This is a genomic window from Nocardioides nanhaiensis (genome assembly GCF_039542785.1).
Taxonomy (GTDB): domain Bacteria; phylum Actinomycetota; class Actinomycetes; order Propionibacteriales; family Nocardioidaceae; genus Nocardioides; species Nocardioides nanhaiensis.
Genome location: NZ_BAABIM010000001.1, coordinates 1,384,607 through 1,411,154, shown reverse-complemented (window position 1 = coordinate 1,411,154; position 26,548 = coordinate 1,384,607). Strand labels below are relative to the sequence as shown.

The window sequence follows — 26,548 nt, the reverse complement described above, 5'->3', positions numbered from 1 at the left end:
GACCAGCGGCAGGAATCAGCGCATGCGGGCGACGCGCGCCGCCGCGCGCTGCCTGATCACGGGCAGCTTGCGGTACAGGTACTCGCCGGGGCAGGCGGTCTCGCTGGTGTCGCGGTGCCCGTCGATGACCGGGAGCCGGGGCTTGGCGCCGTAGCGGAAGCGGTCGCTGCCGTGCGAGAACACGGTGACCCGCCCCCGCGGGTTGCGGCCGTCCTTGTGCAGCTTCCAGGCCGCGAAGCGCACGATCGCAGTCACGACCTTGCTGGAGGGGCGCGCGGTCTCGAAGTTGCCCAGCACCGCGACGCCGGTGGAGGTGCTGTTGAACCCCAGGGTGTGGGCACCGCGGACCCGTCGCGTGATGCCGCCGGCCCGCCCGACCCACGTACGGCCGAAGCGGTCGACGACGGCGTTGTAGCCGAGGTCGGACCAGCCCAGGCTGCCGGTGTGGTAGCGGTACATGCCGCGGATCAGGCCGGGCACCTCGCCGGGCCGGTAGTCGTTGCTGTTGACCGTGTGGTGCACGTGCACCTGCTGCACGGTCCGGTTGTAGGTGGGGCTGCCGCTGCGCCAGCGCTCGTCGGCTCCCCAGGCACCACGTCCGCGCAGGGCGGGGCGGAACTTGTTGCGCGCCGAGGCCGCAGCCGAGGCGTCGGGTGCCGCGGCGGCGCTGCGACCCAGGCGGGCGGTGCGCAGGTCCGCGGGCGTCTCCTCGACGGCGACCAGGCTCAGCCGCAGGCTGCGCGGCACCGGACCGGCGGCCCGCACCTGGAGTGCGTCGGCGCCGGGGGTCCACACCTGGTCGGTGCCCTGCCGGGACCCCTCGCCGCTGGCGCGGTCCGGGGCGTCGGGCAGCACCTCGGGGGTCTGCCAGGTGCCCCAGCGTCCCGCCGTGCGGGCACGCAGCTGGACCGCCGGCGCGCTGCCGCGCCAAGTCAGGGCCACGAGGTCGACGCCCGGTTGCACGCTCAGCGTGCTGCGCAGCCGCGCCGTCGTCAGCGCGAGGTCGCGCGCCTGCACACCCGGACCGTCCGCTCTCAGCACCACCCGCTCGACAGGGCGCGGCGCCGGGGCGGAGGCCGCGGCCGCCGGGGCGCCCACGCCGTCCTCGACCGGGCCGCCGAGCGGCGTCGCGAGCACACCCGCCATCAGAGCAGCGAGCAACAGGAACCTCATCCCCCACAGATGCATCACCTACACCATGCGTCACACCTGTCACGAAGACAAGTCACGGCGCCTCCGCCGGGCGGAGACGCCGTGCTCGGTCGAGCGGTGCGGAGCGGGTCAGGAGAAGTCGAGGTCCCCGGTGCGGCTGCGCTTGAGCTCGTAGAAGTAGGGCACCTTGGCGACGGCGACGCAGCCGTCCCACAGCTGGCCGGCCTCCTCGCCCCGCGGGATCTTCGAGAGCACCGGACCGAAGAAGGCGGCGCCCTCGAAGGCGATCGTCGGCGTGCCGACGTCGTCGCCCACCTGGTCCATGCCCTCGTGGTGCGAGGCGGCGACGGCCTCGTCGAGCGAGGAGTCGTCCATCGCCTCCACCAGCTCCGGCTCGAGACCGGCCTCGGCCAGCGCCTCGCTGATCAGCGTGCGGCCACGGTCCTCCTGCTCGTGCAGCGCGCGCCCCTCGTTGTGGATGCGGCTGCCCAGCGCGGTGTACAGCGGCAGCAGCACCTCACGACCGTGCTTCTGCTCGGCGGCGATGCACACGCGCACCGGGCCCCAGGCCGGCGCCAGCAGGTCCTTGTACTCCTGCGGGAGGTCCTTCTCGGAGTTGAGGTAGGCCAGGCTCATCACGTGCCAGGTCACCTCGATGTCGCGGACCTGCTCCACCTCGAGGATCCACCGCGAGGTGATCCAGGCGAACGGGCACAGCGGGTCGAACCAGAAGTCGGCGTTGGTGGTCGTCATGACTCCAGTCAACCCCGCACCCGGTCACGCGATTCCCGCACCAGGGGGACGGCGCCGGCTACTGCTTGACCTTGACGGCGTCCGAGCCCGAGCCGGACTCCACCGAGCTCGACCCGAGGTAGCGCACCACGGCCTTCTTCTGGCCCGGCTGGAGCCGGGTCAGCGTCACCCGGGCGCGGCCCTGCTCGAGCGGCACGGTCACCTTCTGCTTGCCCACCTGCACGCGCACCTCGCCAGTCGCGGGTCCGGCTCCGGTGGCACCCACGCGCACCGTGACGACGGCGCCGCGCTTGCGGCCCGCGGCCCGGACGACGAGCGCCGAGGTGGTGCGCACGAGCCCCACCGGCACGGTCTCGACGCGCTCGGCGTAGTTGCCCTTGCGCAGCGTCACCTGCGCGGACACGTCGTGGCCGAGGTCCTCGGCGGTCAGCCGGTAGGTGGCCAGGTGCCCGCCGGGGATCTCGACGCCGTCACGCATCCAGCGGTAGTAGAACGCGGAGTCCGCGGGGGTGTAGCTGCCGGGCGTGAGGCTCAGCGTCTCGCCCAAGCGGGGCGCACCCGCGACGGCGAAGGGTGTCGACACCTCGATGGTGCCGGCGAGCACCGGACCGGGCGCCGCCACCATCGAGTGCGTGCGCGTGTAGCCGGTGCCGCGCGCGATCGTGAGGGCGGTGATCTTCTTGCCGACGAGCGACTCGTCCAGGGTCAGCGTGGGCGCCTGGGCGCCCTCGATGATGCGGTTGTCGGCGCGCCACTGCAGCACCGTGCTCTCGGGCTGGGGCGCGAAGGTCCCCGGCGTCATCGTCAGGCTCTGCCCGACGACGGGCTCGCCGCTGAGGGCGGTCGGCGTCGCCACGGCGTAGCCGGCCGCGGCCACCGGCGGGGTGGCGGCGGTGCGTGCGGTGGCCGAGGTCCAGCCGGGGCGCGTCGCCGTCACCTCGAGGGTCAGCGGCTTGCCGACGACGTCGGCGGTGGGCGTGTAGCCGCGGAAGGTGGCGTTCGGGATCGCGACCCCGGCGGCGAACCACTGGTAGGTGTAGGCCCGCGGACCGCCCGACCAGGTGCCGACGTCGGCGACGACCATCGTGCCCACGGTCGGCGCCTCGGCGACGGTGGGCGGCGCCGTGTTGGCGAGCACCTTGGCCGGCGCGGGCGGCGGGGGCGGCGGCGTCGGCGTGGTGGGGGCGTCACGGAAGTGGATGAAGCCGGAGGGCCAGCCGCGGCCGCTCTTGGTGATGCGGCGCCAGGAGAAGTCACCGCCCCAGCTGTCCTCGGAGATGATGATCTCGGTGCTGGAGACCACCCGCTCGACGATCGCGACGTGGCCGCTGGAGCTCATCCCGCCGACGCCGCGGTTCCACCAGGCCACCGACCCCACGGTCGGCTTCTGGTCGGTGATCCTGCTGTTGGCCAGGCCCCAGTTGTAGGCCATGCCGCTGCCCGACCACGGCCGCTCGCTGGACATGCCGGCCTTGATCATCCGGTAGGCCACGTAGTTGGTGCAGTTGTGCCCGGAGTACATCCGCCAGTACATGCGGCTGTTGACCTGGGCGTACCCGCCGTTGCCGTAGCCGGCGTTGGCGCACCCGGAGTAGCCGGTGCACAGGTAGGTGGAGTCGGCGTGGGCGAGGGGCGCCGTGGCGGTGGTCAGACCCAGGGTGAGGACGCCGGCGAGGCCGCCGACCACCGTCCGGGCGACCGCGCGCCGGGCACGCGTGGAAGAGGTGAGCTCGGGGGGCACGGCGACCACTCTGGGGGACAGAGGGGCCCACAAGCAACAAAAACCCCAAAAAACCCACCAGTCACAGGCGTGTCACGCTTGACAAATCTGAACTACAAGTCCGTAGTTCCGAATCCCCAGGTCGCACCCCGGAGCGCACCGCGCGCGGAGCGGTGACATGATCGCCCGCATGCCTGGAACCAACCTGACCCGGGACGAGGCCGCCACCCGCGCCGCCCTCCTCGACGTCGCGTCGTACGCCATCGACCTGGACCTCACGACCGGCGAGACCCACTTCGGCACCACCACCACGCTGCGCTTCAGCTGTCGCGAACCCGGCGCCTCCACCTTCGCCGACCTCGTGGACGCCCGCGTGCACGAGGTGACGCTGAACGGACGCACCCTCGACCCCGCCACGGTCTACGCCGACAACCGGCTCACGCTCGACGACCTCGCGGCGGAGAACGAGCTCGTCGTGCGCGCCGAGGGCCGCTACTCCCACACCGGCGAGGGCCTGCACCGCTTCGTGGACCCCGTCGACCAGCGGGTCTACCTCTACAGCCAGTTCGAGGTGCCCGACGCGCGCCGGGTGTTCACCACCTTCGAGCAGCCCGACCTCAAGGCCCCCTTCACCTTCCGCGTGACCGCACCCGCGCACTGGGTCGTCGTGTCCAACGCCCCCACGCCCGAGCCGCGTCCCCTCGAGGCCGAGGGCCGCGCCGGCCACGGCGTCTGGGAGTTCGCCCCCACCAAGCCGCTCTCCACCTACGTGACCGCCGTCGTCGCCGGTGAGTACCACGCCGTCCACGACGTCTACGAGGGCGCGCACGGCACCATCCCGCTCGGCCACTACTGCCGCCAGAGCCTGGTGGAGCACCTCGACCGCGACGTGCTGGTCGACCTGACCCGCCGCAGCTTCGCCTTCTTCGAGGAGCAGTTCGACTACCCCTACCCGTTCGAGAAGTACGACCAGCTCTACGTGCCGGAGTACAACATGGGCGCGATGGAGAACGCCGGGTGCGTGACCCTGCGCGACGAGTACCTGCCGCGCAGCCGCCAGCCCCGCTCGTTCTACGAGTTCCGCGCCTCGGTGATCACCCACGAGATGGCGCACATGTGGTTCGGCGACCTCGTGACCATGAAGTGGTGGGACGACCTCTGGCTCAACGAGTCCTTCGCCGAGTGGGCCTGCTACTGGTGCGAGGCCGAGGCCACCGAGTTCACCGACGCCTGGACCGGCTTCGCCAACGCCCGCAAGCTCACCGGCTACCGTGCCGACCAGCTGCCCAGCACGCACCCCATCGCCGCCGACAACCACAACCTCGAGGCCGTCGAGGTCAACTTCGACATGATCACCTACGCCAAGGGCGCCTCGGTGCTCAAGCAGCTGGTGGCCTGGGTGGGCCTCGAGCCCTTCCTCGCCGGGCTGCGGCAGTACTTCCGCGACCACGAGTACGGCAACTCCGAGTTCGGCGACCTGCTCGCCGCGCTCGAGAAGGCCTCGGGCCGCGAGCTGGCCCCCTGGGCGCAGGAGTGGCTGCAGACCGCCGGCGTCAACACGCTCTCGCTGGAGTCCGAGGTCGACGCCGACGGCGCCTACACGACCTTCGCCGTCCGGCAGACGGCGCCTGCCGACCACCCGACGCTGCGCCGTCACCGGCTCGGCATCGGCTGGTACGACGAGCAGGACGGCCGCCTGGTGCGCAGCCACTACGAGGAGGTCGACGTCGTCGGCGAGCGCACCGAGGTGCCCGCCGCCGTCGGGCGCCCGCGCCCCGCGCTGCTGCTGCTCAACGACGGCGACCTGGCCTACGCCAAGATCCGCCTGGACGAGACCTCACAGGCCACCGCGATCGCCGGGCTCGCCCGGCTCGAGGACTCCCTCGCCCGCGCCCTGGTCTGGGGCGCCACCTGGGACATGACCCGCGACGCCGAGCTCGCCGCCACGCACTACGTGCAGCTGGTGCTGGGCAACATCGGCCAGGAGACCGACGCGTGGGGCGTGAGCCGGGTGCCGGTGTGCGCCCAGCAGGCCGTCTCGGTGTACTCCGACCCCGCCGGGCGCGACGTGCTGGCCCGCACCTGGGAGCACGGCCTGCGCCGCCTGCTCGGCGAGGCCGAGCCCGGCAGCGACACTCAGCTGACCTTCGCGCAGTCCTATGCCCGTGCCGTCGTCACCGAGGCCGGCGGCGACGACCTCGAGGCCCTTCTCGACGGCGGCCTGACCTTCGAGGGCCTCGCCGTCGACGACGACCTGCGCTGGGTGCTGCTCGTCGAGCTCGCGCGCCTGGGCCGCGTCGACGACGCCCGCATCGACGCCGAGGTGGAGCGCGACGGCACGATCTCGGGCCAGCAGCACGGGGCAGCGGCGCGCGCCTCGATGCCCACCGCGGAGGCCAAGGCCGCGGCCTGGCAGCGGGCGATGCTCGACCCCGAGACGCCCAACGAGACCAGCCGCAGCATCGTGGGTGCGTTCATGCGCAGCGGGCAGGAGGACGTGCTCGAGCCCTACGTGCAGCGCTACCTCGACGTCGTCGCCACCACCTGGGAGCTGCTCGGCGCGCACAAGGGCGCGGTCGCGCTCAACTCGATCTTCCCGCGCACGCTGGCCACCCCGGCCACGCTCGAGGCGGTCGACACCTGGCTCGAGACCGCCCAGGCGAACGCGGGCGCGCTGCGCTACGTGCGCGAGGGGGCCGACGACCTGCGGCGCTCGCTGGCCGCGCAGGCCTGCGACGCCGCCCGCTGAGCCGGAGGAACCCGTGACCGAGGAGGTACGCGAGCTCTGGGACGCGCAGGCCGACGCGTTCGACGACGAGCCCGACCACGGCCTGCGCGACCCGGACGTGCGCGCCGCCTGGGCGGCCCTGCTCACCGCACACCTCCTCGCGGCCGCGGAGGGGCTCGACGTCGTCGACCTGGGCTGCGGCACCGGCTCGCTCGCGGTGCTGCTCGCCGAGGCCGGCCACCGCGTGCGCGGCCTCGACCTCTCCCCCGCCATGGTCGAGCAAGCCCGGGCCAAGGTCGAGGCGCACGGGGTCGGTGAGCGAGTCAGCCTCGCGGTCGGCGACGCCGCCGACCCGCCAGGCGAGCCCGGCTCCGCCGACCTCGTGCTGTGCCGGCACGTGCTGTGGGCGCTGCCCGACCCGTCGGCGGCGCTGGCGCGGTGGGTGCGGCTGCTGCGCCCCGGCGGGCGCCTGCTGCTAGTGGAGGGCAGCTGGCACACCGGCGCCGGGCTCACCGGCGCCGAGTGCCGCCGCCTGGTGCTCGAGCACCGCCGACAGGCCGACGTCGTCGCGCTGACCGACCCCGCGCTGTGGGGCGGGCCGATCTCCGACGAGCGCTACCTGGTGGTCAGCCGCTCCTGAGCGGCACGACGGTCAGGGGGCGGCCGGCCCGACGAACTGCCGGAACTGCGCACCCGGGACGACCGACAAGACGTCGGCGAGCACCACCTCGCACCTGCCGTCGGGGACGGTGCAGGTGAGCAACCGGTTGGGCTCGGCCTCGGCCATCGGCGAGATGCCGACCTGCAGGGTCGTGGCGTCCAGCCAGCCGTTGATGAGCACCAGGTCCCCGCGCTCGGTCCCGGTCTGCAGCCGCACCCGGCGTCCGGTCTCCACCAGCACCGCGCCCGGCGCGCCGGGGAACCCGACGGCGTCGTCGGAGGCGTACCAGGCGCCGTCGGGCGAGAGGGCGCCGACGTCGCCGGACCACTCCAACCCGCGCTCGACCCCGTCGCGTGTCTCGATGGCGGTCGTGAACCCCTGGTCCGCGCCGGGGTTGGACACGATGGTGCCGGCCTCGACCGAGGACAGGCCCTCGGGTGCCGGCTCGCGCTCCCCGGTGGAGAGGTCCTGGACCCAGGTGCCGGCGGTGTCATACCAGTAGATGCGGTCGCCGTCGAGCGCCAGCACCCCGGACTCCTCCGGCAGGTCGTCGACGACGACGCGCAGCTCGTCGGTGCGCTGGTCCAGCACTCTCAGCACCGCGCCGCCCTCGTGCAGGTCGTACACACCCACCAGCACCCCGTCCTCGTCGGAGACCAGCAGGTCCCCCGTCACACCCGGCACGCGACGGGTGCCGGTGTCGGTGCGGGAGAAGACACCTTCGTAGGAGGCGTAGACCCAGCCCACGCTGGTGCGCACCAGCTCGTCGGCCGGTGCGCGCAGCTTCTCGGTGACTCCGTCCACCCAGGCCACGTCGCCACCGACCACGACCATCGGCGGCAGGTCGCGCTCCTGCACCGGGTAGATGTCGACCTGCTCGGGGGCAGGCGCCGGCTGGGGCGCCTCGCCGCGACCCGGCAGCGCCTGGCCCAGGGCCACGCCGGCCACGACGGCCAGCGCTGCGCCGCCAGCGGCCAGCGCGGTGCGGCGTCGTCGCACGCGTCGGTCGCCGGCTCGCACCAGGGCCTCGACGTCGGGGACGGCGAACTGCTCGGCGTCGGCGCGCTCGTGCAGCGTGGAGGTCAGTCGGTCGGTCATCGGGTCACCACCTGGTCGTCGTGGGCGGGTGCGGGGAGCAGGTCGGGGAGGTCCCCCAGCTCACGGCGCAGGGTGGCCATCGCGGCCGACACCTGGCTCTTCACCGTGCCGACGGCGCACCCGAGCCGCTCGGCGGTCTGGGCCTCGGTGAGGTCCTCGTAGTAGCGCAGCACGACGGCGGCCCGCTGGCGGGGCGGCAAGGACTGCACGACCGACCAGACGGCGTCCTGCTCGGCCACCCGGTCGGCGTGGTCGCCGGCCACGGAGCCGGCGCTCAGCGGGGTGTCGGCCACCGGGCGCTCGCCGTGCCAGCCCTTGCGGCGGTACCAGCCGATCGCCGTCGTGGTGATGGCCTTGCGGGTGTACGCCTCGGCCGCAGCCGGGTCACGCAGGCGCGGCCAGGCCACGTAGGTCTTGGTCAGCGCCTCCTGCACGAGGTCCTGGGCCAGGCCCCGCTCCCCGACGAGCAGGTAGGCGGCCCGGTGCAGGGCGGCAGATCGGGCGTGCACGAAGGCGGCGAAGTCCGCCGGGTCGCGCCGTGCTCGTGCTCTCATGCCCACCTGGACGCGATGGGCCGAGGATTTGGTTCGGTCCCCCGGGTCGGGGGCCGGACTCAGTACCAGCCGACGGACTCGGAGTGGCCCCAGGCGCCGCAGGGGCTGCCGTAGCGGTCCTGGATGTAGCCCAGGCCCCAGCGGATCTGGGTGACCGGGTTGGTGGCCCAGTCGGCGCCCTCGGAGGCCATCTTCTCGCCCGGCAGCGACTGCGGGATGCCGTAGGCGCTCGAGGTGGGGTTGTCGGCGGTGACGCTCCAGTTGGACTCGCGGGTCCACAGCGAGTCCAGGCAGCCGAACTGGTCGGAGGAGAAGCCGTACTCGCCCAGCAGCGCGCGGGCGATGTCGCGCGGGTCGGCGTCGGAGAGCTTCTGCTCGCCCGAGACGGCGGCGACCTCCTCGACGGCGAGGGCGGCCTCCTTGGCCGGGTCGGCCTCGGCGCGGCGGTCCGCGGAGCGCGAGACGGCCTGGTCGCGAGCCTGCAGGTCGACGGCGGAGGCGGCCGCAGCGGCGGCGTCCTCGGCGCTGGGGGGCACGACGGTGCCGGCTAGGCGGGCCGTCAGGCGACCGCCGTCCTGCTCGGAGACCGCGGAGGCGCCGTCGGCCGAGCTGGTGCTCGCCGGCGTCGCGAGCACCCCGCCGCCGATCGTGGCGCCGGTTGCGGCCACGGCGACCGAGGAGACGACCAGGGAGGTGCGCAGGGCACCGCGGGGCACCGACATCGGCAGACGGGTGCTGCGCGCGGGCGCGGCCTTGTGCTTGGGGACGTGCTTGACGTGCTTGGACACGAGGTGGCAGATCCTGGAGGTCGAGGGCAGGTCGTGGTCGCGTCGCGGTCCGAGGTCGCGGCGCGGTCCCGGGTCACCCTGCCGGACGCCCGAGGTGGTTGCAAACCGAACGACCGCGTGTCGGTCGTCCCCCACGTCACACGCGTCACGGCAGGGTTCACCCGCCCCGAGAGGTGTCTCAGTCGCCGTTCCCGGACGCGATCAGCCGACCGTGACGTGCTCCAGCATCTCGGTCACCAGTGCCGCGATCGGCGAGCGCTCCGAGCGGGTCAGGGTCACGTGCGAGAACAACGGGTGGCCCTTGAGCTTGTCGATCACGGCGACCACGCCGTCGTGGCGCCCCACGCGCAGGTTGTCGCGCTGGGCGACGTCGTGGGTGAGCACCACCTTGGAGTTGGCACCGATGCGCGAGAGCACCGTCAGGAGCACGTTGCGCTCCAGGGACTGCGCCTCGTCGACGATCACGAACGAGTCGTGCAGCGAGCGGCCGCGGATGTGGGTGAGCGGCATCACCTCGAGCATGCCGCGCTCGAGGATCTCCTCGATCACCTCCCGGGAGGTCACGGCACCGAGGGTGTCGAAGACCGCCTGCGCCCAGGGCGACATCTTCTCCGACTCCGACCCGGGCAGGTAGCCGAGCTCCTGGCCGCCGACGGCGTAGAGCGGGCGGAAGACCACCACCTTCTGGTGCTGACGCCGCTCGAGCACCGCCTCGAGGCCCGCGCACAGCGCGAGCGCCGACTTGCCGGTGCCGGCGCGCCCACCCAGGGAGACGATGCCGACCTCGGGGTCCAGCAGCATCTCCAGCGCCACGCGCTGCTCGGCCGAGCGACCGTGGATGCCGAACGCCTCGCGGTCGCCGCGCACCAGGTGCACCCGCTTGTCGGCACCCACCCGACCCAGCGCTGTGCCGCGCTCGGAGAGCAGCACCAGTCCCTGGTGGCAGGGCAGGTCGCGCGCCTCGTCGAGGTCGAGCACGCCGGCGTCGTAGAGGTCGTCGAGGTCGGCAGCCGGCACCTCCAGCTCGGCCATCCCGCTGTAGCCGGTGTCGGACTCCCCGATCGCCTCGCCGCGGTACTCCTGGGCGTCCAGGCCCACGGCGGAGGCCTTGATCCGCAGCGGCAGGTCCTTGGAGACCAGCGTGACGTCGAAACCCTCGTCGGCGAGGTTGCGCGCGACCGCCAGGATACGGGTGTCGTTGTCGCCCAGGCGGAAGCCCGAGGGCAGCGAGGTGGCGTCGGTGTGGTTGAGCTCGACGCGCACCGTGCCGCCCTCCTCCCCCACCGGGACCGCCTGGTCCAGGCGGCCGTGGATGACGCGCAGCTCGTCGAGCATGCGCAGGGCGGAACGGGCGAAGAAGCCGAGCTCGGGGTGGTCACGCTTGCCCTCGAGCTCGGTGATCACGACGACGGGCAGGACCACCTCGTGCTCCGCGAAGCGCCGCAGCGCCCCCGGGTCGGCCAGCAGGACGCTGGTGTCGAGCACGTAGGTGCGAAGCGGGGTCCGGCTCTGGGTCTCGCGCACGGTGGGCTCCTCACGAACCGCGCGCGCACTCCTCGCCCGGCCCTTCAGTCACAGCAGGTGGACCGGGAGCCGACGCCGACACGGGCACCCGGCCCGTGGAGGAGCCGGGCCTGCACGCCGGAGTGCCGGCGTCCCCGCCGGGCCAGGTGAGCACCTGGACCGACGATCAGGTCGTGACGTGTCACGAGCGGGCCTCCCGACGTGACGGGCTTCCCCACCCGTCATTGGCGCGAACCTACGCCCGGCTCCGTGCCCGTCCGGAGCGACACGCCCGAACGCGGGATGAACCTCGTGTTACGTGCCGTGGCGCCGCTCGCGCAGCGCGTAGGCGCGGATCGCGCGCAGGAAGTCGACGCGGCGGAAGTCGGGCCAGTAGGCCTCGCAGAAGTAGAACTCCGAGGTGGCGCTCTGCCAGAGCAGGAAGCCGCCGAGCCGCTGCTCGCCGGAGGTGCGGATCACCAGGTCGGGGTCGGGCTGGCCCTTGGTGTAGAGGTGGTCGGCGATGTGCTCGACGTCGAGCGTCCCGGCCAGCTCCTCCAGCGAGGTGCCCTTCTCGGCGTGCTCGAGCAGCAGCGACCGGACGGCATCGGCGATCTCGCGGCGGCCACCGTAGGGGACCGCGATGTTGACCAGCATGCCGTCGACGTCGGCGGTCTCCTCGGCGGCCCGCTTGAGCCGCTCGGCGGTGGCGGCGGGCAGCAGGTCGAGGGCCCCCACCAGGTGCAGGCGCCAGCGCCGCTGGTCGGCCAGGGAGGCGACGGCCTCCTCGATGATCTGCAGCAGCGGCGCCAGCTCGGGCTCGGGCCGGTTGAGGTTGTCGGTGGAGAGCAGCCACAGCGTGACGACCTGGATGCCGACCTCGTCGCACCAGCCCAGGAGCGGCTCGATGTTGGCGGCGCCGGCGCGGTGCCCGTGCGCGGTGTCGCGACCGACCGCGCGCGCCCACCGGCGGTTGCCGTCGAGCATGACGCCGACGTGCCGCGGCAGGTGGTCGGGCATGCGGCGCAGCATCCGGGACTCGTAGGCCGGGTAGAGCACCCGACGCAGTCCTCGCTTCCAGTCCGCCACGGCGCTCATCGTAACCACGACGGGCGGGTGCCGCGTGCGCCCCGCGGACTGCACCGCCCGGGCCGCCGTCCGCTACGTTCGGCGCATGAACGACGGGATCCGCGCCGGCCTCGACCACCTGGGCGACCGGGTGAGCGAGACCCTCGCCGAGGTGAAGCCCAAGCTGCGGGGCTGGCTGCACCTGAGCGTCACGCCGCTCACGCTCGCCGCGGGGATCGTGCTGGTGGTGCTGAGCCCGACCCCCACCACCAAGCTCGGCTCGGCGCTCTTCACCGGCACGGCGGTGCTGCTCTTCGGCGTCTCGGCGATCTACCACACCGGCACGTGGTCACCGAGGGTCTGGGCGTTCCTGCGGCGCTTCGACCACGCCAACATCTTCCTGCTCATCGCGGGCTCCTACACGCCGTTCTCGCTGATCCTGCTCGAGGGCGCCCAGCAGAAGACCATGCTGTGGCTGGCCTGGAGCGGCGCGATCGCCGGCGTGCTCTTCCGGGTCTTCTGGGCCGGGGCGCCCCGCTGGCTCTACACCCCCATCTACATCGCGCTCGGGTGGGCCGCGGTGTTCTTCCTGCCCGCCTTCCTGCGCGGTGCGCTCGAGCTGGGCACGGCCGTCGGCATCGCCGTCTTCGTGCTGATCGCCACCGGAGGCGCCCTCTACACGCTGGGCGGCATCGTCTACGGCATCAAGCGCCCCAACCCCTCGCCCCGCTGGTTCGGCTTCCACGAGGTGTTCCACAGCTTCACGATCCTGGCCTTCGCCAGCCACTACGTCGGCGTCTCGCTGGCGACCTACAGCCTGCGCTGACGAGGTCGTCGCAAGACCCTGCAGCAGAATCGGTGTCTGCCCCGTCATGGTGACGAGGAGGTGCTCATGGACACCACACCAGCGAGACCAGCCACACACCCCGGCTTCGAGGAGTTCGCCACCGCCCAGCAGCGGCGACTGCTCGGCCTGGCGCACGCCCTGACCGGCAACCCGCACGACGCCTGGGACCTGACCCAGGAGACGCTGGCCCGCGTGGCCGCCCGCTGGCGGCGCATCGACGACGCCGGCGCCTACGCCCGCACCACGATGGTGCGGCTGAACACCGACACCTGGCGCCGCTGGCGCAGGGAGCGGCCCAGCGCGGACCCCGCCGGGGTCGAGGCCGGCCGCGAGCCGGGGTACGAGCCCCGGCTGGTCGGGGAGGTCGACGCCTGGCTGCTCGAGGGTCTCGCGACGCTGAGTGCCGACCAGCGCACCGCGCTGGCCCTGCGCTACGTCGAGGACCTCGACACCCGCTCGATCGCCCACCGCATGGGAGTGCCCGAGGGCACCGCCCGCAGCAACCTGACCCGCGGCACCGCCCGCCTGCGCGAGCACGCGCGGGCAGCCGGCGCCCTCCACCAGAACTCCGAGGAGACCCGATGAACCAGCACGAGACCCCCGACCTGCTCGACTCCCACGACCCCGAGCTGGCCCGCGCCTTCGCGCGGCTGAGCACCGCCTACGAGGCGCCTTACGGTGCCGACGAGCTGGTGGCGCGACGCACCGACCGGCTGCGCGCACGCCGTCGCTGGACCACCGCCCTCGGTGTCGCGGCCGCCGCCGCCGTCGTCGTCACCGCCGGTGCCGTGGTGACCTCGTTGCCCGGGGGCGACTCCCCCGCTCCGCTCTCCCCCGCGAGCGAGGGGCCCGCCGGGCCGTCGGAGCCGTCGGGGACCTCGGAGCAGGGCGAGCAGCTCGACCTCACCGACCCCGAGCAGCTGGCGCGACTCGAGCGCCGCTGCGCCGCCGCCCTCGGAGACAGCGCCGGACAGCTGCGCAGCGCCGAGGAGCTGCGCCGCGACCTCGAGGCCGCGGGCGCACCCCGGGAGTGCCTGGGCGAGTGACGACCTGGTCGACGACCCGGCTCAGCGCCCCGGCTTGTCGGCCTTCGGCAGCGTCGGCGTCCGGCCGTGCAGCATCGTGATCATGGCGGCCAGCTGCTGCTCGTGCTTCTCGGTGCGGCGGAAGGAGGTCAGCGGCATCACCGGCTTGAACCGCTGACGGGCGACCGCCTTCGCGTAGGTGAACTCCTTGAGCCCGTCGGCCCCGTGGATGCGACCGAAGCCGGAGTCGCCGACGCCGCCGAAGGGCAGCGAGGGGATCGCGGCGAAGCTGATCACGCCGTTGATCGCCGTCATCCCGCTGCGGATGCGCTCGGCGATCTCGGGCCCCTGGCCCTTGGAGAACACCGTGGAGCCGAGCCCGTAGCGGGTGCCGTTGGTGCGGGCGATCGCCTCGTCCATGTCGCGCACCTTGGTGACGGTGACGGTCGGGCCGAAGGTCTCCTCCTGCACGGCCTCGGAGTCCTCGGGCACGTCGACCAGCACGGTGGGCTGCACGAACCGCTCGCCGACGGCGTCGGCTCCGCCCACCAGCGCGCGCCCGCCGCGGCCCAGCGCGTCGGTGATGTGCCCGCGGATCACGTCGAGCTGCTTGGGCATGGTGATCGGGCCCAGCTGTGCGCCGGCGGTCTCGTCGGCGCGCAGCAGCCGTGCCTGCGCGGTCAGCTCGCCGAGGAAGCGGTCGTAGACGCGCTCGTGCACGTAGACGCGCTCGACGCCGGTGCAGGTCTGGCCGGCGTTGGCGCACGCGCCCCACAGCACCGCCTCGGCGGCGGCCTCGAGGTCGGCGTCGACGTCGACGATGACGGCGTCCTTGCCCCCGGCCTCGATCACCACCGGCGTCAGCGTCTCGGCGCAGGCCGCCATGACCCGCTTGCCCGTGGCGGTGGAGCCGGTGAAGGCGACCTTGTCGACGCCGGCGCGGCACAGCGCCGCGCCGGTGTCGCCGAGCCCGGTCACGACCTGGAGCACCGGCCGGCCGACCGCCTCGCTGAAGGTGCGTGCCAGCCACTCCCCCACGCCGGGCGTGTACTCGGAGGGCTTGAAGACCACCGCGTTGCCGGCGGCCAGGGCGTAGCCGATCGAGCCCATCGGCGTGAAGACCGGGTAGTTCCACGGCCCGATCACGCCGACGACGCCGAGCGGCTTGTACTCCAGCGTGGCCGCCTGGTTGGCCATCAGCAGGCCCGAGGGCATCCGGCGACGGCGCAGCGTCTTGGCCGCGTTGCTGGCCGCCCACGCCAGGTGGTCGATGGCCAGCGCGGCCTCGAGCAGCGCGTCGCCGTGCGGCTTGCCGGTCTCGCGGTGCATGAGGTCGGCCAGCTGCGCGACGCGGCGGGTGATCACCGACTTCCAGGTGCTGAGCAGCTCGGCGCGTCGCTCGAAGGTGAGGCCGCCCCACCAGGCGGCCTCCTCGCGCGCCCGGGCGACGGCGGAACGCACGGCCGCCTCGTCGTGCACCGGGTGGGTGCCCACGACGTCGCCCGTGATCGGCGAGAGGCTGTCGAAGGTCTCCTGCTGCTCGCTCGGGCCGCCCGTCGTGCCGGCACCCGTGCCGGGGTCGGGCTCGGTGGAGAGGTCGGCGGGGAGGGCGGTCATCGGCTGCTCCTGATCAGGTCGGCCGCCTTCTCGGCGACCATGACGGTGGGGGCGTTGGTGTTGCCGCGCGGCACGGTGGGCATCACCGAGGCGTCGACGACGCGCAGGCCCTCGACGCCGCGCACGCACAGCGAGGGGTCCACCACGGCGTCCTCGCCGGTGCCCATCGCGCACGTGGCCACCGGGTGGTAGAGGGTCTGCAGGTTCGTGCGCAGGTGCTGCTCGAAGTCGCCGTCGGTGGGGTTCTCGGGCAGCATCCAGGGCCGGTCGAGGAAGCCCGCGAGCGCGCCCTGGGTGCTGATCTCCCAGGCGCGGCGCATGCCGGCGACCATCGTGTCGAGGTCGCGCTGGTCGTCGAGGTAGGCGGCGTCGATGGCGGGGTGCCACAGCGGGTCGGCCGAGCGGAGCCGGACCGAGCCGCGGCTGTGGACCTCCACCAGGGTGGGGGCCACGGTGACCATCCGGCTCGTGGGCTCGTGCATGCCGTTGTCGTAGAAGCCGGTAGGCGCCACGTGGATCTGGAGGTCCGGTGCCGCCAGCCCCTCCCGCGTGGCGAAGAAGCCACCGGCCTCGCCCACGTTGCTGCTGAAGGGCCCGGTGCCGCGCAGCTTCCAGCGCACCAGGTTCAGCGGCGTGTTGGCGTCGACGATGTCGGTGGTGCCGCGGGTGTGCCAGAGCAGGCCGACGGCGGGGTGGTCCTGCAGGTTGGACCCCACGCCCTCGAGCGACACCTTCGCCTCGATGCCGTGCTCGGCCAGGTGGGCGGCCGGGCCGATGCCCGAGAGCATCAGCAGCTGCGGGCTGTTGACGGCGCCGCCGCACAGCAGCACCTCGCGGCGCGCGTGCACGGTGTGGGCGGCGCCGGCCTGGCGGAAGTCGACGCCGGTGCACCGCTCTCCCTCCAGGCGCAGGCCGGTGGCGTGGGCGCCGGTGGCCACCGTCAGGTTCGGGCGCTGCCGGGCCGGCGCGAGGTAGCCGCGCTCGGTGGACCAGCGCTTCCCGTTCTTGCAGGTGACCTGGTAGAGCCCGGCGCCCCACTGCTCGGCGCCGTTGAAGTCGTCGGTGGGCTTGAGACCGGCGCTCACGGCGCTCGCCACCCACGCGTGGGAGAGCTCGTGGGTGTAGGCGCGGTCCTCCACGTGCAGCGGCCCCTCCTGACCGTGCAGCGGCGCCCCGAGGCGGGTGTTGCCCTCCGAGCGCACGAAGTAGGGCAGCACGTCGTCGTGACCCCACCCGACGGCGCCGTGGTGGTCGCGCCAGCCGTCGTAGTCGGCGCGGTTGCCACGGATGTAGATCATCGCGTTCATCGAGGAGCAGCCGCCGAGCGCCTTCATCCGCGGCCAGTAGGCGCGGCGCCCCTCCAGCTGCTTCTGCTCGGTGGTCTCGTACTGCCAGTCCCACTTGGTGCGGAACAGCGAGGAGAACGCCAGCGGCGCCGAGATCTCGTCGGCCTCGGCCTCGCCCCCCGCCTCCAGCAGCAGCACCTCCAGACCGGGGTCCTCGGAGAGCCGGGCGGCGAGGACGGCGCCGGCGCTGCCGGCCCCCACGATGACGTAGTCGTACGTGTCGGCGGTCACGCCGTGAACCTAGCCGTTCGGCGGTGACAGGGGTACCCGTCCGGGCCATCCCCCGGCGACCGACCGGCCAGCATCCAGCGGCGGCCGCCGTCCGGCCCGGCAGATCCGTGGCGCGCCACCGTCGCGGCCCCCTACGCTCGGTCCTGCACCCCCGGTCCGCCGCGGCCGGGGTCCGCACACCGGTGACCGGGCGCCGGCCGGCGAGGAGGGTCAGCTGGTCATGCCATCGCGCGCACGCTCGGCGAGTGCCGCCGCTGTGCCGTCGGCCAGCGACCTCGAGGCCCGCCTGCCGGCTGCGCCGGGTGCCGGGCGCTCGGCGCCCCGCCACGTGTCCGACCCCGGCGCACGCAGTCCCGCGCACGACCGCCTCGTGCTGGCGCGCTTCGTCCTGACGGCGCTGGGCTACGCAGCCCTCGTGGCCGTGGGCAGGCTCACCGTCCTGCCGGAGTTCGGCGTCGCCCTGTTCTACCCGGCCGCCGGCCTCGCGGTCGTGTGGATCCTGCTCTCCCCCACCTGGCTCACCTGGTGGGTGCCTGTGGCGGTGGCGCTGGGGAGCCTCGCCGTCGGCCTGGCCGTCGCAGCGCCGCTCCTGCCCACCCTGCTCTTCGCGCTCGCCCACGCGGTGGCGGCCGCCGTCACCGGGTTCCTGGCACGTGGGGTGCCGGCACCCACACCCCGCCCCGTCTTCCGGCTCTCCTCCCAGACCGGCTTCCTGCGCCTGCTCGTCGCCGTCGGCACCGGTGCCCTGCTCGGAGCCCCGATCGCCGGCCTGGCAGCCGCCCTGGACGCCGGACGCTGGCAGCCACTGGCGCCCCTCACCTGGAGCGTGCGCAACGCCTCGTCGGCGATCCTGCTGGCCACCGTGGTCCTCGTCGCGTTGTCCGCCCCCCGGCTGCGGCCACGGTTGGACGACCGCCCGTGGCCGGGCTTCCCCACCTGCCGCCGCGCGAGCCTGGAGCTGGCGCTGCTGCTCGGCTTCACCGTCGTCAGCTGCTACCTGGTCTTCCTCTCCAGCGTCGGCATGCCCTCCGCGTTCCTGCTCGTGGTCGCCTCCGCCTGGGGCGGCTACCGGTTCGGCACCCTGGTCGCCGGCTACTTCTCCCTCACGCTCATCCTGCTCACGCTGGTCACCAGCGTCGGTGGCCGCGGCCCGTTCGCCGAAGTCGGCAACCCGGTGCAGCAGGCGCTGCTGGTGCAGGCCTTCTGCCTCATGTGCGTGGTCCTCTCGGTGCTCCTGGCACTGGGATCGACCGAGCAGCGCCGGCTGACCGAGGCGCTCGAGGCGAGCGCCCGTCGCTCCCAGGAGCGCCTGCAGCTCTTCGAGGCGCTCACCGCCTCGACACCCGACGCGGTCGCCGTCATCGACAGCGACGACGCCGTCGTGTGGAGCAACCGCCCGGCGCGTCGGCTGCTCCCGGGGGCCGGCAGCGCCGCGGGATGGCGCCTGGCCGACCTCGACGGGCAGCCACTGGCACCCCACCAGCTGCCGCACCGACGGGCGCTCGCGGGCGAGGTGGTCACCCACGAGCGGCTGGTGGCGGGCCCTGGCGGCGCCGAGGGCGAACGCGTGGTGCTCTCGGTCAGCGCCGCGGGCCTGGGCGGGTTCGAGAACCACCACCACGCCACCGCCGTGCTGCTCATGCGCGACGTGACGGCCGACGACGCCGCGCGCCGCGAGCTGCAGAGCTTCGCCGGCGTCGTCGCCCACGACCTGCGAGGTCCGCTCGCCAGCGTCGCCGGCTGGACCGAGGCGGCACTGGACGACCTCGAGGACCCGGCCACCGTGCGCCGGGCCCTCGAGCGCATCGCCGGGCGGGCGGCGCAGATGGGCGAGCTGATCGAGGACCTGCTCGTCCACGCCCAGGCGAACGCCGGCAGCCTGCAGGTCGTCACGCTCGACACCGAGGCGATGCTGCGCGAGCTGGCCGAGATCCACGGCGCCCCGCTCACCGTGCGCGGTCCGCTGCCGACCCTGCGTGGCGACCGCGCCCAGCTGCGGCAGGTCTTCGCCAACCTGCTCGCCAACGCCGTCAAGTACGTGGTGCCCGGCGAGGACCCGCACGTGGAGGTCAGCGGCACCCAGGACGCCGCCACCACCACGATCAGCGTGCACGACCGCGGCGTCGGGATCCCCCCCGACCAGCTGGCCCTGATCTGGGCGCCCTTCCACCGCGCGCACGCCGACTACCCCGGCACCGGCCTGGGCCTGGCGATCTGCCGCACCATCGTCGAGCGCCACGACGGTCGCGTCGAGGCGGCCCCCCGCCCCGGCGGCGGCACCACGTTCGCCGTCACGCTGCCTCGCTAGGTGTCCGGCCGCACGGGGTGCGACTGGCCCTCCGGTTCCGTGATCCCACGTGGACGTGGGATCGCCTCCTCGGTGTCACATGCGCCCCATGCGTCACGCCGGAGGGGTGATCGCGGAACTGGAGGGCCAGAATTCTGGCCCTCCGGTTCCGTGATCCCACGTGGACGTGGGATCACCTCCCACGTCGGCACAGCACCACCAGCACCACCAGCACCACCAGCGCCTCGCCACCCGACGACGGGTTACCGTCGAGACATGGCCACCGTGGAGCTGACCGCCGCCAACTTCGAGACCCACGTGCAGGAGGACGACATCCTGCTGGTGGACTTCTGGGCGAGCTGGTGCGGCCCGTGCCGCCAGTTCGCCCCCACCTACGAGGCGGCCTCGGAGCAGCACACCGACATCGTCTTCGGCTCGATCGACACCGAGACCGAGCGCGAGCTCGCCTCCGCCGCCGGCATCTCCTCGATCCCGACCCTGATGGCCTTCCGGGAGGGGGTGCTGGTGTTCGCGCAGCCCGGCGCCCTGCCGCCGCAGGGGCTGCAGCAGGTCATCGACGGCGTCCGCGGTCTCGACATGGCCGAGGTGCACCAGAAGGTGGCCGAGCAGCAGGCCCAGCAGCAGGCCGGGCAGCAGGCCCAGCAGGGCGAGTAGCCCGCGCGGCTAGGGTCGCTCGTTGCCGGGGTCGTTCGGGATCTGGTGGCGCGGCTTCTTCCTGCTGGGGTCGTAGAGGCCGCCCTGCTCGGCGGCGTCGACGTTCTTGAGCCGCTTGACCAGGCTCAGGCCGAGCACGACGACGGCGAGGATCAGCAGCCCGAAGATGCCGAAGGCGACCCAGCCGGCCTTGACGTCCTCCGGCTCGGGGCCCTCCTGCTGGGCCAGCTCGGCCAGGCGGACGAGGGCGAGCACGTGCAGATCCATGTCGTCAGTCTCTCAGGCGGGGTCGAGGATGCCCGCGAACAGGTCGTCCTCGGGGATCTGGCTGGCGACGTGGCTCACCACGAGCTCGTAGTCCTCGGTGGGCCAGACGTCGACCTGGATCTCGCGGGGGATGGCGAACCAGAACCCGTCGGGGTCGATCTGGGTGGCGTGGGCCAGCAGTGCCTGGTCGCGGACGCCGAAGTAGTCCCCGCACGCCACCTTCGTGGTGATCCGGGCGTCCCACTCGGGCTCGCGCTCCCAGTTCTCCAGGCGCTCGGCCCACGGTGACTCCAGCCCGTGGGCGAGCACCGCGTCGTGCAGCGCCTGCATCCGCGGGCGGTTGAACGAGTGGTGGTAGTAGAGCTTGAGCGGCTGCCAGGGCTCGCCCGCGTCGGGGTAGCGCTCGGGGTCGCCCGCGGCCTCGAACGCCGCCACCGAGATCTCGTGGCACTTGATGTGGTCGGGGTGCGGGTAGCCGCCGCGCTCGTCGTAGGTGGTGAGCACGTGCGGCCGGAGCTCGCGGATCAGGCGCACCAGGGGCTCGGCGGCCTCCTCGGTGGGCACCAGCCCGAAGCACCCCTCGGGCAGCGGGGGCTTGGGGTCGCCGTCGGGCCACCCGGAGTCGACGAAGCCCAGCCACTCCTGCCGCACGCCCAGGATGTCCCGGGCCCGCTCCATCTCCTGGCGCCGGATCTCCGACATGTTGGCCAGCACGTCGGGCCGGTCCATCTTCGGGTTCAGGATCGAGCCGCGCTCGCCCCCCGTGCAGGTGACGACGGTGACCTCGACGCCCTCGGTCACGTAGCGCGCCGTCGAGGCAGCGCCCTTGCTCGACTCGTCGTCGGGGTGGGCGTGCACGTGCATCAGGCGGTAGCCCTCGCGGGGCCTGCCGGTGGGGGGCGACGGGGAGGAGGTCTCGGGGTGCTGCGACACGGCTTCATGGTAGGTGGCACGCTGGGAGGGTGAGCGCACCGGACCACCTCGCACAGCGCTACGGCACCCCGCGCCGCGGGCGCAGGACGGCGCTGCTCGCGGCCGTCGCCGTCGTCGTGGCCGCCTTCGGCGGCTGGCTCGCGTGGACCAGCCTGGTGCACGCCAGTCCCGACATCTCCTCGCAACTGGTCTCCTTCGACGTCGTCGACGACCAGACCGTCACCGTCGTCGTGCAGCTCGACCTCGACGACGAGCTGGTCGAGGGGCTGCGCTCGGGCACGCGCACGGCCACCTGCACGCTGCGGGCGGGCGCCGAGGACCACCTCGTGGTCGGCGAGCTGGCCTTCACCCCGGCTCCGGCCTCGGGCCGCATCGAGCAGACCATCCGCACCGACCGGCGGGCCACCTCCGCCGAGAGCCTCGGCTGCACCACCGAGGGACAGCCCCGCCCCCGCTGACGGCCGGCGCACCGCTGACCCAGCAGACGCTGGCCGGACTTGTTAGGCTCTCTCTTTCCGACCGGGTCGCCCCACGGTGAACCGGCGGTCATGCCACAGGCCACACCCACGTCGACCCCGGTTGACGCACCCGCCGATGGGTACGTGGATGCCCGGCCCCGGCACCATCCCGGCCTCCACCAGGGGGGTCATCGCACGCACAGGAGTACTCCCATGACGCAGACGCCCGAGCAGCACAGCATCTGGCTCACGGAGCTCGCCTTCTCCAAGGAGAGCGAGCGCCTCGCCCACCTCGAGGGCCCGCGCCGTCAGGAGATCGTCGACGAGATCAGCGCCGCCCGCGACGAGGGCGACCTGAAGGAGAACGGCGGCTACCACGCCGCCAAGGAGGAGCAGGGTCGCCTCGAGGGCGAGATCCTCCAGCTCAAGGAGATCCTCAAGCTCGCCGAGACCACGGTGCCCGAGGACGACGGCGTCGTGGCTCCCGGCAAGGTGGTCACCTACAAGTTCGAGGGCGACTCCGACGACGAGGCGGAGACCTTCCTGCTGGGCGCCCGCGAGAACGAGGCGTACGTCGACATGGACGTCTACTCCCCGCAGGCCCCGCTCGGCGCGGCGCTGCTCGGCGCCGCGGCCGGCACGGTCGTGGAGTTCGAGGGCCCCAACGGTCGCAAGAACAAGGTCGAGGTCGTCTCGGCGGTGCCCTACTCCGCCTGAGCGGACTGCCCTCGCCCGAGGGCCGCACGCCGGCCCGAGCGCCCTCCCGCGACCTCCCGGTCGTCGGAGGGCGTTCGTGTCAGTCCACCCGGTAGCCCTGCTCGCGCAGGCGCGTCACGAGCCGCTCGGCGTGCTCGGCACCACGCGTCTCCAGCTGCAGCTGCACCTCGACCTCGTCGAGGTGCAGCGAGGGCGATATCCGCTCGTGCACGACCTCGAGCACGTTGCCGCCGGCGCCGCTCACCTCGCCGAGCAGGCGGGCCAGGCCACCGGGGGCGTCGGGGATCAGCACGTGCAGGTTGAGGTAGCGACCGGCAGCGGCCATGCCGTGGCGGATCACCTTGCCCAGCAGCAGCGGGTCCACGTTGCCGCCGGAGAGCACCGCGACGGCGGGCGTCTCCACCGAGGTGGGGTCGTCCAGCAGGGCCGCGACGGCGGCCGCCCCGGCCGGCTCCACCACCATCTTGGCGCGCTCCACCAGCGCGAGCAGTGCTCGCGAGAGCGAGTCCTCGGAGACGGTGCGCACCTCGTCGCAGTGGTCGCGGACGGCGGCGAAGGTGACGTCCCCGGGCAGCCCCACCGCGATGCCGTCGGCCATCGTCTTCATGGCCTGCAGAGCCACCGGGTGCCCCTGCTGAAGCGAGCCGGGGAACGCCGCGGCGCCCTCGGCCTGGACGCCGATGACGCGCACGCTCGGGTCGACGGCCTTGATGGCGACAGCGATGCCGGCCAGCAGCCCTCCCCCGCCGGTGGGCACCAGCACGGTGCGCACGCCGGGGCACTGCTCGAGGATCTCCAGGCCGGCGGTGCCCTGCCCCAGCACGATGTCGCTGTAGTCGAAGGGGTGGATCAGCACCGCACCGGTGCGCTCGGCGTGCGCCCGCGCGGCCGCCAGCGACTGCTCGAGGTAGGTGCCCTCGAAGACCACCTCGGCGCCGTAGGCGCGGGTCGCCTTCTCCTTGGGGATCGGCGCCCCCTCGGGCATGTAGACCGTGGAGTGGATGCCGAGCAGCGAGGCGGCGAGCGCCACCCCCTGGGCGTGGTTGCCGGCCGAGGCAGCGACGACGCCGCGGGCGCGCTCGGCCTCGCTGAGCCGTGACATCCGCACGTAGGCACCGCGGATCTTGAAGGACCCGGTGCGCTGCAGGTTCTCGCACTTGAGCAGCACCGGTCCGCCCACGAGCGCCGAGAGCCAGCGGGAGTCCTCCATGGGCGTGCGGATGGCGACGCCCTCGAGCTCGGTCTGCGCTGCGCGCAGCGCCTCGGGCGAGAACGTGTCGACGTCAGTCATCGCGTCCCTTCCGGGGGTCCGAGGCCAGCGGCGCCTCGTCGTCGACCTTCTCCACGACCGCCTCGAGCTCCTGCTCGTCGGGTGGCCCCTCGTCCGGAGGGGCGGGCGAGCCCGGCACGTCGGGACCACCGCCGGCCAGGTGCAGCACGACGGCGTTGAGCGCCGCGGCCAGCGGCACCGCCACCAGCGCGCCGGCCACACCGCCGACGACGATGCCGGCGCCGAGCGCGAGGATCACCCCGAGCGGGTGCACGGAGACGAAGCGCCCCATCAGGAACGGCTGCAGCAGGTGGCTCTCGATCTGCTGCACCAGGATGACGCCGCCGAGCATCAGCAGGGCGTCGACCGGGCCCTGGTCCACCAGGGCCACCAGCACCGCGACGCTGCCGGCCACCGTGGCGCCGACCAGCGGCACGAAGGCGCCCAGGAAGACCAGCACGCCGAGCGCCAGCACCAGCGGCACGCCGAGCAGCAGCGCCACGGTCATCACGCCGATCGAGTCGACCAGCGCGACGAGCACCGTGGCCCGCACGAACTGGGTGAGCGAGATCCAGGCGATGCGGCCCGAGCTGTCCATGCGGCGACGGGCGCCGCGCGGGGCCAGGCGCACGACCCAGGCCCAGATCCGGCCGCCGTCGTAGAGGAAGAAGTAGGAGGCGAACAGGACGATGAAGAAGCCGGCCACGACGTTGCCCAGCGCGGCGCCGATCTCGGTGACCTGCCGCACGACGCCGTCGTCGGCCGTCTGCGCCTGGACGCCGTCCTGGACCGACTTGATGGCGTCGTTGATCTGGGAGTCGCTGGCGTTGAGCGGCCCGTCCTTGAGCCAGGTACGGATGTCATCGAGACCGGCGACCACGGAGGTGGCCAGGTCCTGCGCGTCGTTGGCCACCTGCTGGCCCGCGAAGGTGAGCAGGGCCCCCACCACCCCCAGCGCCCCGATCACCGTGACGATCGAGGCGAGGCTCCGCGGCACGTGCGCGCGACGCAGGAGGGCGACCAGCGGCGAGAGCAGCGCGGTCAGCAGCAGGGCGATGGCGAGCGGCATGGTGAGCACGGCGAAGAAGGCGAGACCGCGCAGCAGCAGGTAGCCGGCGGCCGCGATGACGAGCAGCCGCCAGCCCCAGGCCGCGGCCAGGTCGATGCCCCAGGGCACCTCGGCGGGGCGGGTGTTGCTGGGCCCGTGCGTGATGGGCGCGGGGGCGGCGCGACGCTCGGCCATCCGCTCGTCGCGCAGCTGCGAGAGCGTCGACCACTGGCCGGCCAGACGACGGGTGATGGGTGCCTCGGCGCCGGGCTCGGCGTCGCCGCTGCCCTCGACCTCGCGCGACCAGCGCCGACGCCAACGTCGTTCGCTGCCCTCGTCGCCGCCCTCGACGACGGGCGCGCCCGGCGTGGGGGGTTCGCTGGTCACGCCTCCACACTAAGGGCGGCCGGGGCCTGCGCCAGCAACGAGTCGGCGAGCCGGGTGGCCGCGCCGGGGTGCCGTCCGGCCAGCAGGCCCACGGCGGCGAGCACGTAACGGTCGTCCACGGCCACCTGTCCCCCTTCGGGCAGCTGCCATCCCCCGCCGTCGTCGGCGAGAGCACCGCGGAGCACCCGCTCCCGCACGCCGGGGCGCCCGTGCCGCAGCACGCCGCCGGAGCCCACGAGCAGCGCCACCTCGCGCAGGTCGCGCCCGGTGCGCTCGACGACACGCCCCTCCGGGCTGACGACGACACGCGACCGGCCGGCGTGGCGCCGCAGCGCCAGCCCGACGGCGGCGCGGGCCAGCCGCTCCTCCACCGCGTGAGCGGCCTCCGGGTCGGTCTCGTCCCCGGGCAGCAGGCCGGGCCGCTCGCGGCGTTGCCGGGCGGCGTCGAGCAGCACCGGGTCGTCGTCCAGGCCGGCCGCCTCGAGCGTGGAGACCGCCGACCAGCGCATGCCGAGGTCGCCCTCGACGGTGCGGGTCACCCGCGTGGGTGCCACCACGTCGCGCGCCAGCGTGGCGTCCTCGGGGTCGATCTCCACCACCGAGTGCACGTCGGTGGTGGCGCCGCCGACGTCGACGACCACCACGTCGCCGGCCCGGCCGGCCAGCAGCTCGACGCCGGTCAGCACGACGTCGGGCGTGGCGCCGCGCACGAGCGCCGCGAAGTCGGGTCGCGCGCTGAGGTGCTTGCCCCCGATCACGTGGGCCAGGAAGACCTCGCGCACCGCGGCGCGGGCGCCCTCGGGGGCGAGCACGCCGATGCGCGGCACCACGTTGGGTGCCAGCACGTGCGGTACGCCACCGGCCGCCAGCAGGTCGCCCACCTGCTCCGCGGCGTCGACGTTGCCGGCGGCCACGACCGGTCCCCGCCAGCCGGCGGCCACGAGCGCCGCGGTCGCCGTCAGCAGCACCTCGGCGTTGCCGCCGTCGGTGCCGCCGGTCAGCAGGACGACGTCGGGCCGCGCCTCCGCGACCGCGTCGCGCAGGTGGCGCTCCAGGTCGGTGGCGCTGCGCCCGGCCGCCGCGACGACGGCCACCACCGTGCCGCCGCTGCTGAGCGCCACCCGGCGGCCGGCCTCGGCGGTGACGAACTCCTCGTTGCCCAGCACCGCGATCCGCAGTCCGCCACCGGCGCTCGAGCAGGCCAGCACCTCGGCGTCCCGGGCCCGCGGGTCCGCGGCGGCCAGCTGCGCCAGGCAGGCGTCGACGCCGTCCATGACGTCGCCCTCGACGGTGGTGCGGTGCTCGGCCGTGGCCAGCACCTGGCCCTCCTCGGCGCCGCAGAGGCCGACCAGGAGGGCCTTGGTGAAGGTCGAGCCGACGTCGAGGCAGATCACCGTGGCGCCGGCTACGCCGTC

At 73.6% G+C, this 26,548-nt stretch carries 24 protein-coding genes; 9 read left to right on the top strand and 15 right to left on the bottom strand.

What is annotated here, in order from left to right:
• Positions 1-15: 15 nt before the first annotated feature.
• From ABD948_RS06715 to ABD948_RS06705, 3 genes are all read right to left on the bottom strand, one after another.
• Positions 16-1,173 (bottom strand): N-acetylmuramoyl-L-alanine amidase, encoded by a 1,158-nt coding sequence (locus ABD948_RS06715; protein ID WP_345263926.1) that lies wholly within the window; start codon positions 1,171-1,173, stop codon positions 16-18.
• A gap of 108 nt (positions 1,174-1,281) precedes the next feature.
• Complete coding sequence (locus ABD948_RS06710) at positions 1,282-1,905, bottom strand: mycothiol-dependent nitroreductase Rv2466c family protein (protein WP_345263924.1); 624 nt, start codon at positions 1,903-1,905, stop codon at positions 1,282-1,284.
• 58 nt (positions 1,906-1,963) lie between these two features.
• Positions 1,964-3,646 (bottom strand): CHAP domain-containing protein, encoded by a 1,683-nt coding sequence (locus ABD948_RS06705; protein WP_345263922.1) that lies wholly within the window; start codon positions 3,644-3,646, stop codon positions 1,964-1,966.
• A gap of 169 nt (positions 3,647-3,815) precedes the next feature.
• Here ABD948_RS06705 and pepN point away from each other — a divergent pair, with 169 nt between their 5' ends.
• Positions 3,816-6,374 carry an aminopeptidase N gene (gene pepN, locus ABD948_RS06700; RefSeq protein WP_345263920.1) on the top strand — a complete coding sequence of 853 codons (2,559 nt, stop codon included), beginning with the start codon at positions 3,816-3,818 and terminating at the stop codon, positions 6,372-6,374.
• A 13-nt stretch (positions 6,375-6,387) separates the two neighbouring features.
• Positions 6,388-6,993 carry a class I SAM-dependent methyltransferase gene (locus ABD948_RS06695; RefSeq protein ID WP_345263918.1) on the top strand — a complete coding sequence of 202 codons (606 nt, stop codon included), beginning with the start codon at positions 6,388-6,390 and terminating at the stop codon, positions 6,991-6,993.
• Positions 6,994-7,005: 12 nt separating this feature from the next.
• On the opposite strand, the gene ABD948_RS06690 is transcribed toward ABD948_RS06695, so the two are convergent.
• From ABD948_RS06690 to ABD948_RS06670, 5 genes are all read right to left on the bottom strand, one after another.
• Positions 7,006-8,112 carry a hypothetical protein gene (locus ABD948_RS06690; protein ID WP_345263916.1) on the bottom strand — a complete coding sequence of 369 codons (1,107 nt, stop codon included), beginning with the start codon at positions 8,110-8,112 and terminating at the stop codon, positions 7,006-7,008.
• Positions 8,109-8,666 (bottom strand): SigE family RNA polymerase sigma factor, encoded by a 558-nt coding sequence (locus tag ABD948_RS06685; protein ID WP_345263914.1) that lies wholly within the window; start codon positions 8,664-8,666, stop codon positions 8,109-8,111. The genes ABD948_RS06690 and ABD948_RS06685 overlap by 4 nt, the downstream gene beginning before the upstream one ends.
• A gap of 59 nt (positions 8,667-8,725) precedes the next feature.
• On the bottom strand, positions 8,726-9,454 hold the full coding sequence (locus tag ABD948_RS06680; protein WP_345263912.1) for an aggregation-promoting factor C-terminal-like domain-containing protein: 729 nt from the start codon (positions 9,452-9,454) through the stop codon (positions 8,726-8,728).
• 201 nt (positions 9,455-9,655) lie between these two features.
• Positions 9,656-10,978, bottom strand: a complete 1,323-nt coding sequence (phoH2, locus tag ABD948_RS06675; protein ID WP_345263910.1) for an RNA 5'-3' helicase PhoH2 — start codon at positions 10,976-10,978, stop codon at positions 9,656-9,658.
• A 294-nt stretch (positions 10,979-11,272) separates the two neighbouring features.
• Positions 11,273-12,046: an isoprenyl transferase gene (locus ABD948_RS06670; RefSeq protein ID WP_345263908.1), complete on the bottom strand. Its 774-nt coding sequence runs from the start codon at positions 12,044-12,046 to the stop codon at positions 11,273-11,275.
• Between the two features lie 85 nt (positions 12,047-12,131).
• Between ABD948_RS06670 and trhA the strand changes: the two genes are divergently transcribed.
• The 3 genes from trhA (at position 12,132) to ABD948_RS06655 (ending at position 13,918) form a co-directional block, all read left to right on the top strand.
• Positions 12,132-12,851, top strand: a complete 720-nt coding sequence (trhA, locus tag ABD948_RS06665; RefSeq protein WP_345263906.1) for a PAQR family membrane homeostasis protein TrhA — start codon at positions 12,132-12,134, stop codon at positions 12,849-12,851.
• Positions 12,852-12,917: 66 nt separating this feature from the next.
• Positions 12,918-13,457 carry a sigma-70 family RNA polymerase sigma factor gene (locus ABD948_RS06660; protein ID WP_345263904.1) on the top strand — a complete coding sequence of 180 codons (540 nt, stop codon included), beginning with the start codon at positions 12,918-12,920 and terminating at the stop codon, positions 13,455-13,457.
• Positions 13,454-13,918, top strand: coding sequence for a hypothetical protein (locus tag ABD948_RS06655; RefSeq protein ID WP_345263902.1), 465 nt, complete (start codon positions 13,454-13,456; stop codon positions 13,916-13,918). The genes ABD948_RS06660 and ABD948_RS06655 overlap by 4 nt, the downstream gene beginning before the upstream one ends.
• A gap of 21 nt (positions 13,919-13,939) precedes the next feature.
• On the opposite strand, the gene ABD948_RS06650 is transcribed toward ABD948_RS06655, so the two are convergent.
• Both ABD948_RS06650 and ABD948_RS06645 read right to left on the bottom strand, forming a co-directional pair.
• Entirely contained in the window at positions 13,940-15,514 is a 1,575-nt protein-coding gene (locus ABD948_RS06650; protein WP_345263900.1) for an aldehyde dehydrogenase family protein, read from the bottom strand.
• Positions 15,511-17,091, bottom strand: a complete 1,581-nt coding sequence (locus tag ABD948_RS06645; protein WP_345263898.1) for a GMC family oxidoreductase — start codon at positions 17,089-17,091, stop codon at positions 15,511-15,513. Before ABD948_RS06645 ends, ABD948_RS06650 begins: the two co-directional genes overlap by 4 nt.
• A gap of 220 nt (positions 17,092-17,311) precedes the next feature.
• On the opposite strand from ABD948_RS06645, the gene ABD948_RS06640 reads away from it, so the two are divergent.
• Together ABD948_RS06640 and ABD948_RS06635 are read left to right on the top strand one after the other, a co-directional pair.
• The gene (locus ABD948_RS06640) at positions 17,312-19,399 is read left to right on the top strand and encodes an ATP-binding protein (RefSeq protein ID WP_345263896.1); all 2,088 of its coding nucleotides are present in this window, start codon (positions 17,312-17,314) and stop codon (positions 19,397-19,399) included.
• A gap of 255 nt (positions 19,400-19,654) precedes the next feature.
• Positions 19,655-20,053: a thioredoxin family protein gene (locus tag ABD948_RS06635; protein WP_345263894.1), complete on the top strand. Its 399-nt coding sequence runs from the start codon at positions 19,655-19,657 to the stop codon at positions 20,051-20,053.
• A gap of 9 nt (positions 20,054-20,062) precedes the next feature.
• On the opposite strand, the gene ABD948_RS06630 is transcribed toward ABD948_RS06635, so the two are convergent.
• Together ABD948_RS06630 and mca are read right to left on the bottom strand one after the other, a co-directional pair.
• Positions 20,063-20,320, bottom strand: coding sequence for a hypothetical protein (locus tag ABD948_RS06630; protein WP_345263892.1), 258 nt, complete (start codon positions 20,318-20,320; stop codon positions 20,063-20,065).
• 12 nt (positions 20,321-20,332) lie between these two features.
• The gene (gene mca, locus ABD948_RS06625; RefSeq protein ID WP_345264478.1) at positions 20,333-21,184 is read right to left on the bottom strand and encodes a mycothiol conjugate amidase Mca; all 852 of its coding nucleotides are present in this window, start codon (positions 21,182-21,184) and stop codon (positions 20,333-20,335) included.
• 98 nt (positions 21,185-21,282) lie between these two features.
• Between mca and ABD948_RS06620 the strand changes: the two genes are divergently transcribed.
• Both ABD948_RS06620 and greA read left to right on the top strand, forming a co-directional pair.
• A complete protein-coding gene (locus tag ABD948_RS06620) occupies positions 21,283-21,711 on the top strand; it encodes a DUF4307 domain-containing protein (protein WP_345263890.1) in 429 nt (142 codons plus the stop codon).
• 213 nt (positions 21,712-21,924) lie between these two features.
• On the top strand, positions 21,925-22,428 hold the full coding sequence (gene greA / locus ABD948_RS06615; RefSeq protein WP_345263888.1) for a transcription elongation factor GreA: 504 nt from the start codon (positions 21,925-21,927) through the stop codon (positions 22,426-22,428).
• Positions 22,429-22,507: 79 nt separating this feature from the next.
• On the opposite strand, the gene ilvA is transcribed toward greA, so the two are convergent.
• From ilvA to ABD948_RS06600, 3 genes are read right to left on the bottom strand one after another with little or no spacing between them, the layout of a single operon-like run.
• Positions 22,508-23,719, bottom strand: coding sequence for a threonine ammonia-lyase (ilvA, locus tag ABD948_RS06610; protein WP_345263886.1), 1,212 nt, complete (start codon positions 23,717-23,719; stop codon positions 22,508-22,510).
• On the bottom strand, positions 23,712-25,133 hold the full coding sequence (locus ABD948_RS06605) for an AI-2E family transporter (RefSeq protein WP_345263884.1): 1,422 nt from the start codon (positions 25,131-25,133) through the stop codon (positions 23,712-23,714). Before ABD948_RS06605 ends, ilvA begins: the two co-directional genes overlap by 8 nt.
• A complete protein-coding gene (locus ABD948_RS06600) occupies positions 25,130-26,527 on the bottom strand; it encodes a glutamate mutase L (protein ID WP_345263882.1) in 1,398 nt (465 codons plus the stop codon). Before ABD948_RS06600 ends, ABD948_RS06605 begins: the two co-directional genes overlap by 4 nt.
• Positions 26,528-26,548: the final 21 nt, after the last annotated feature.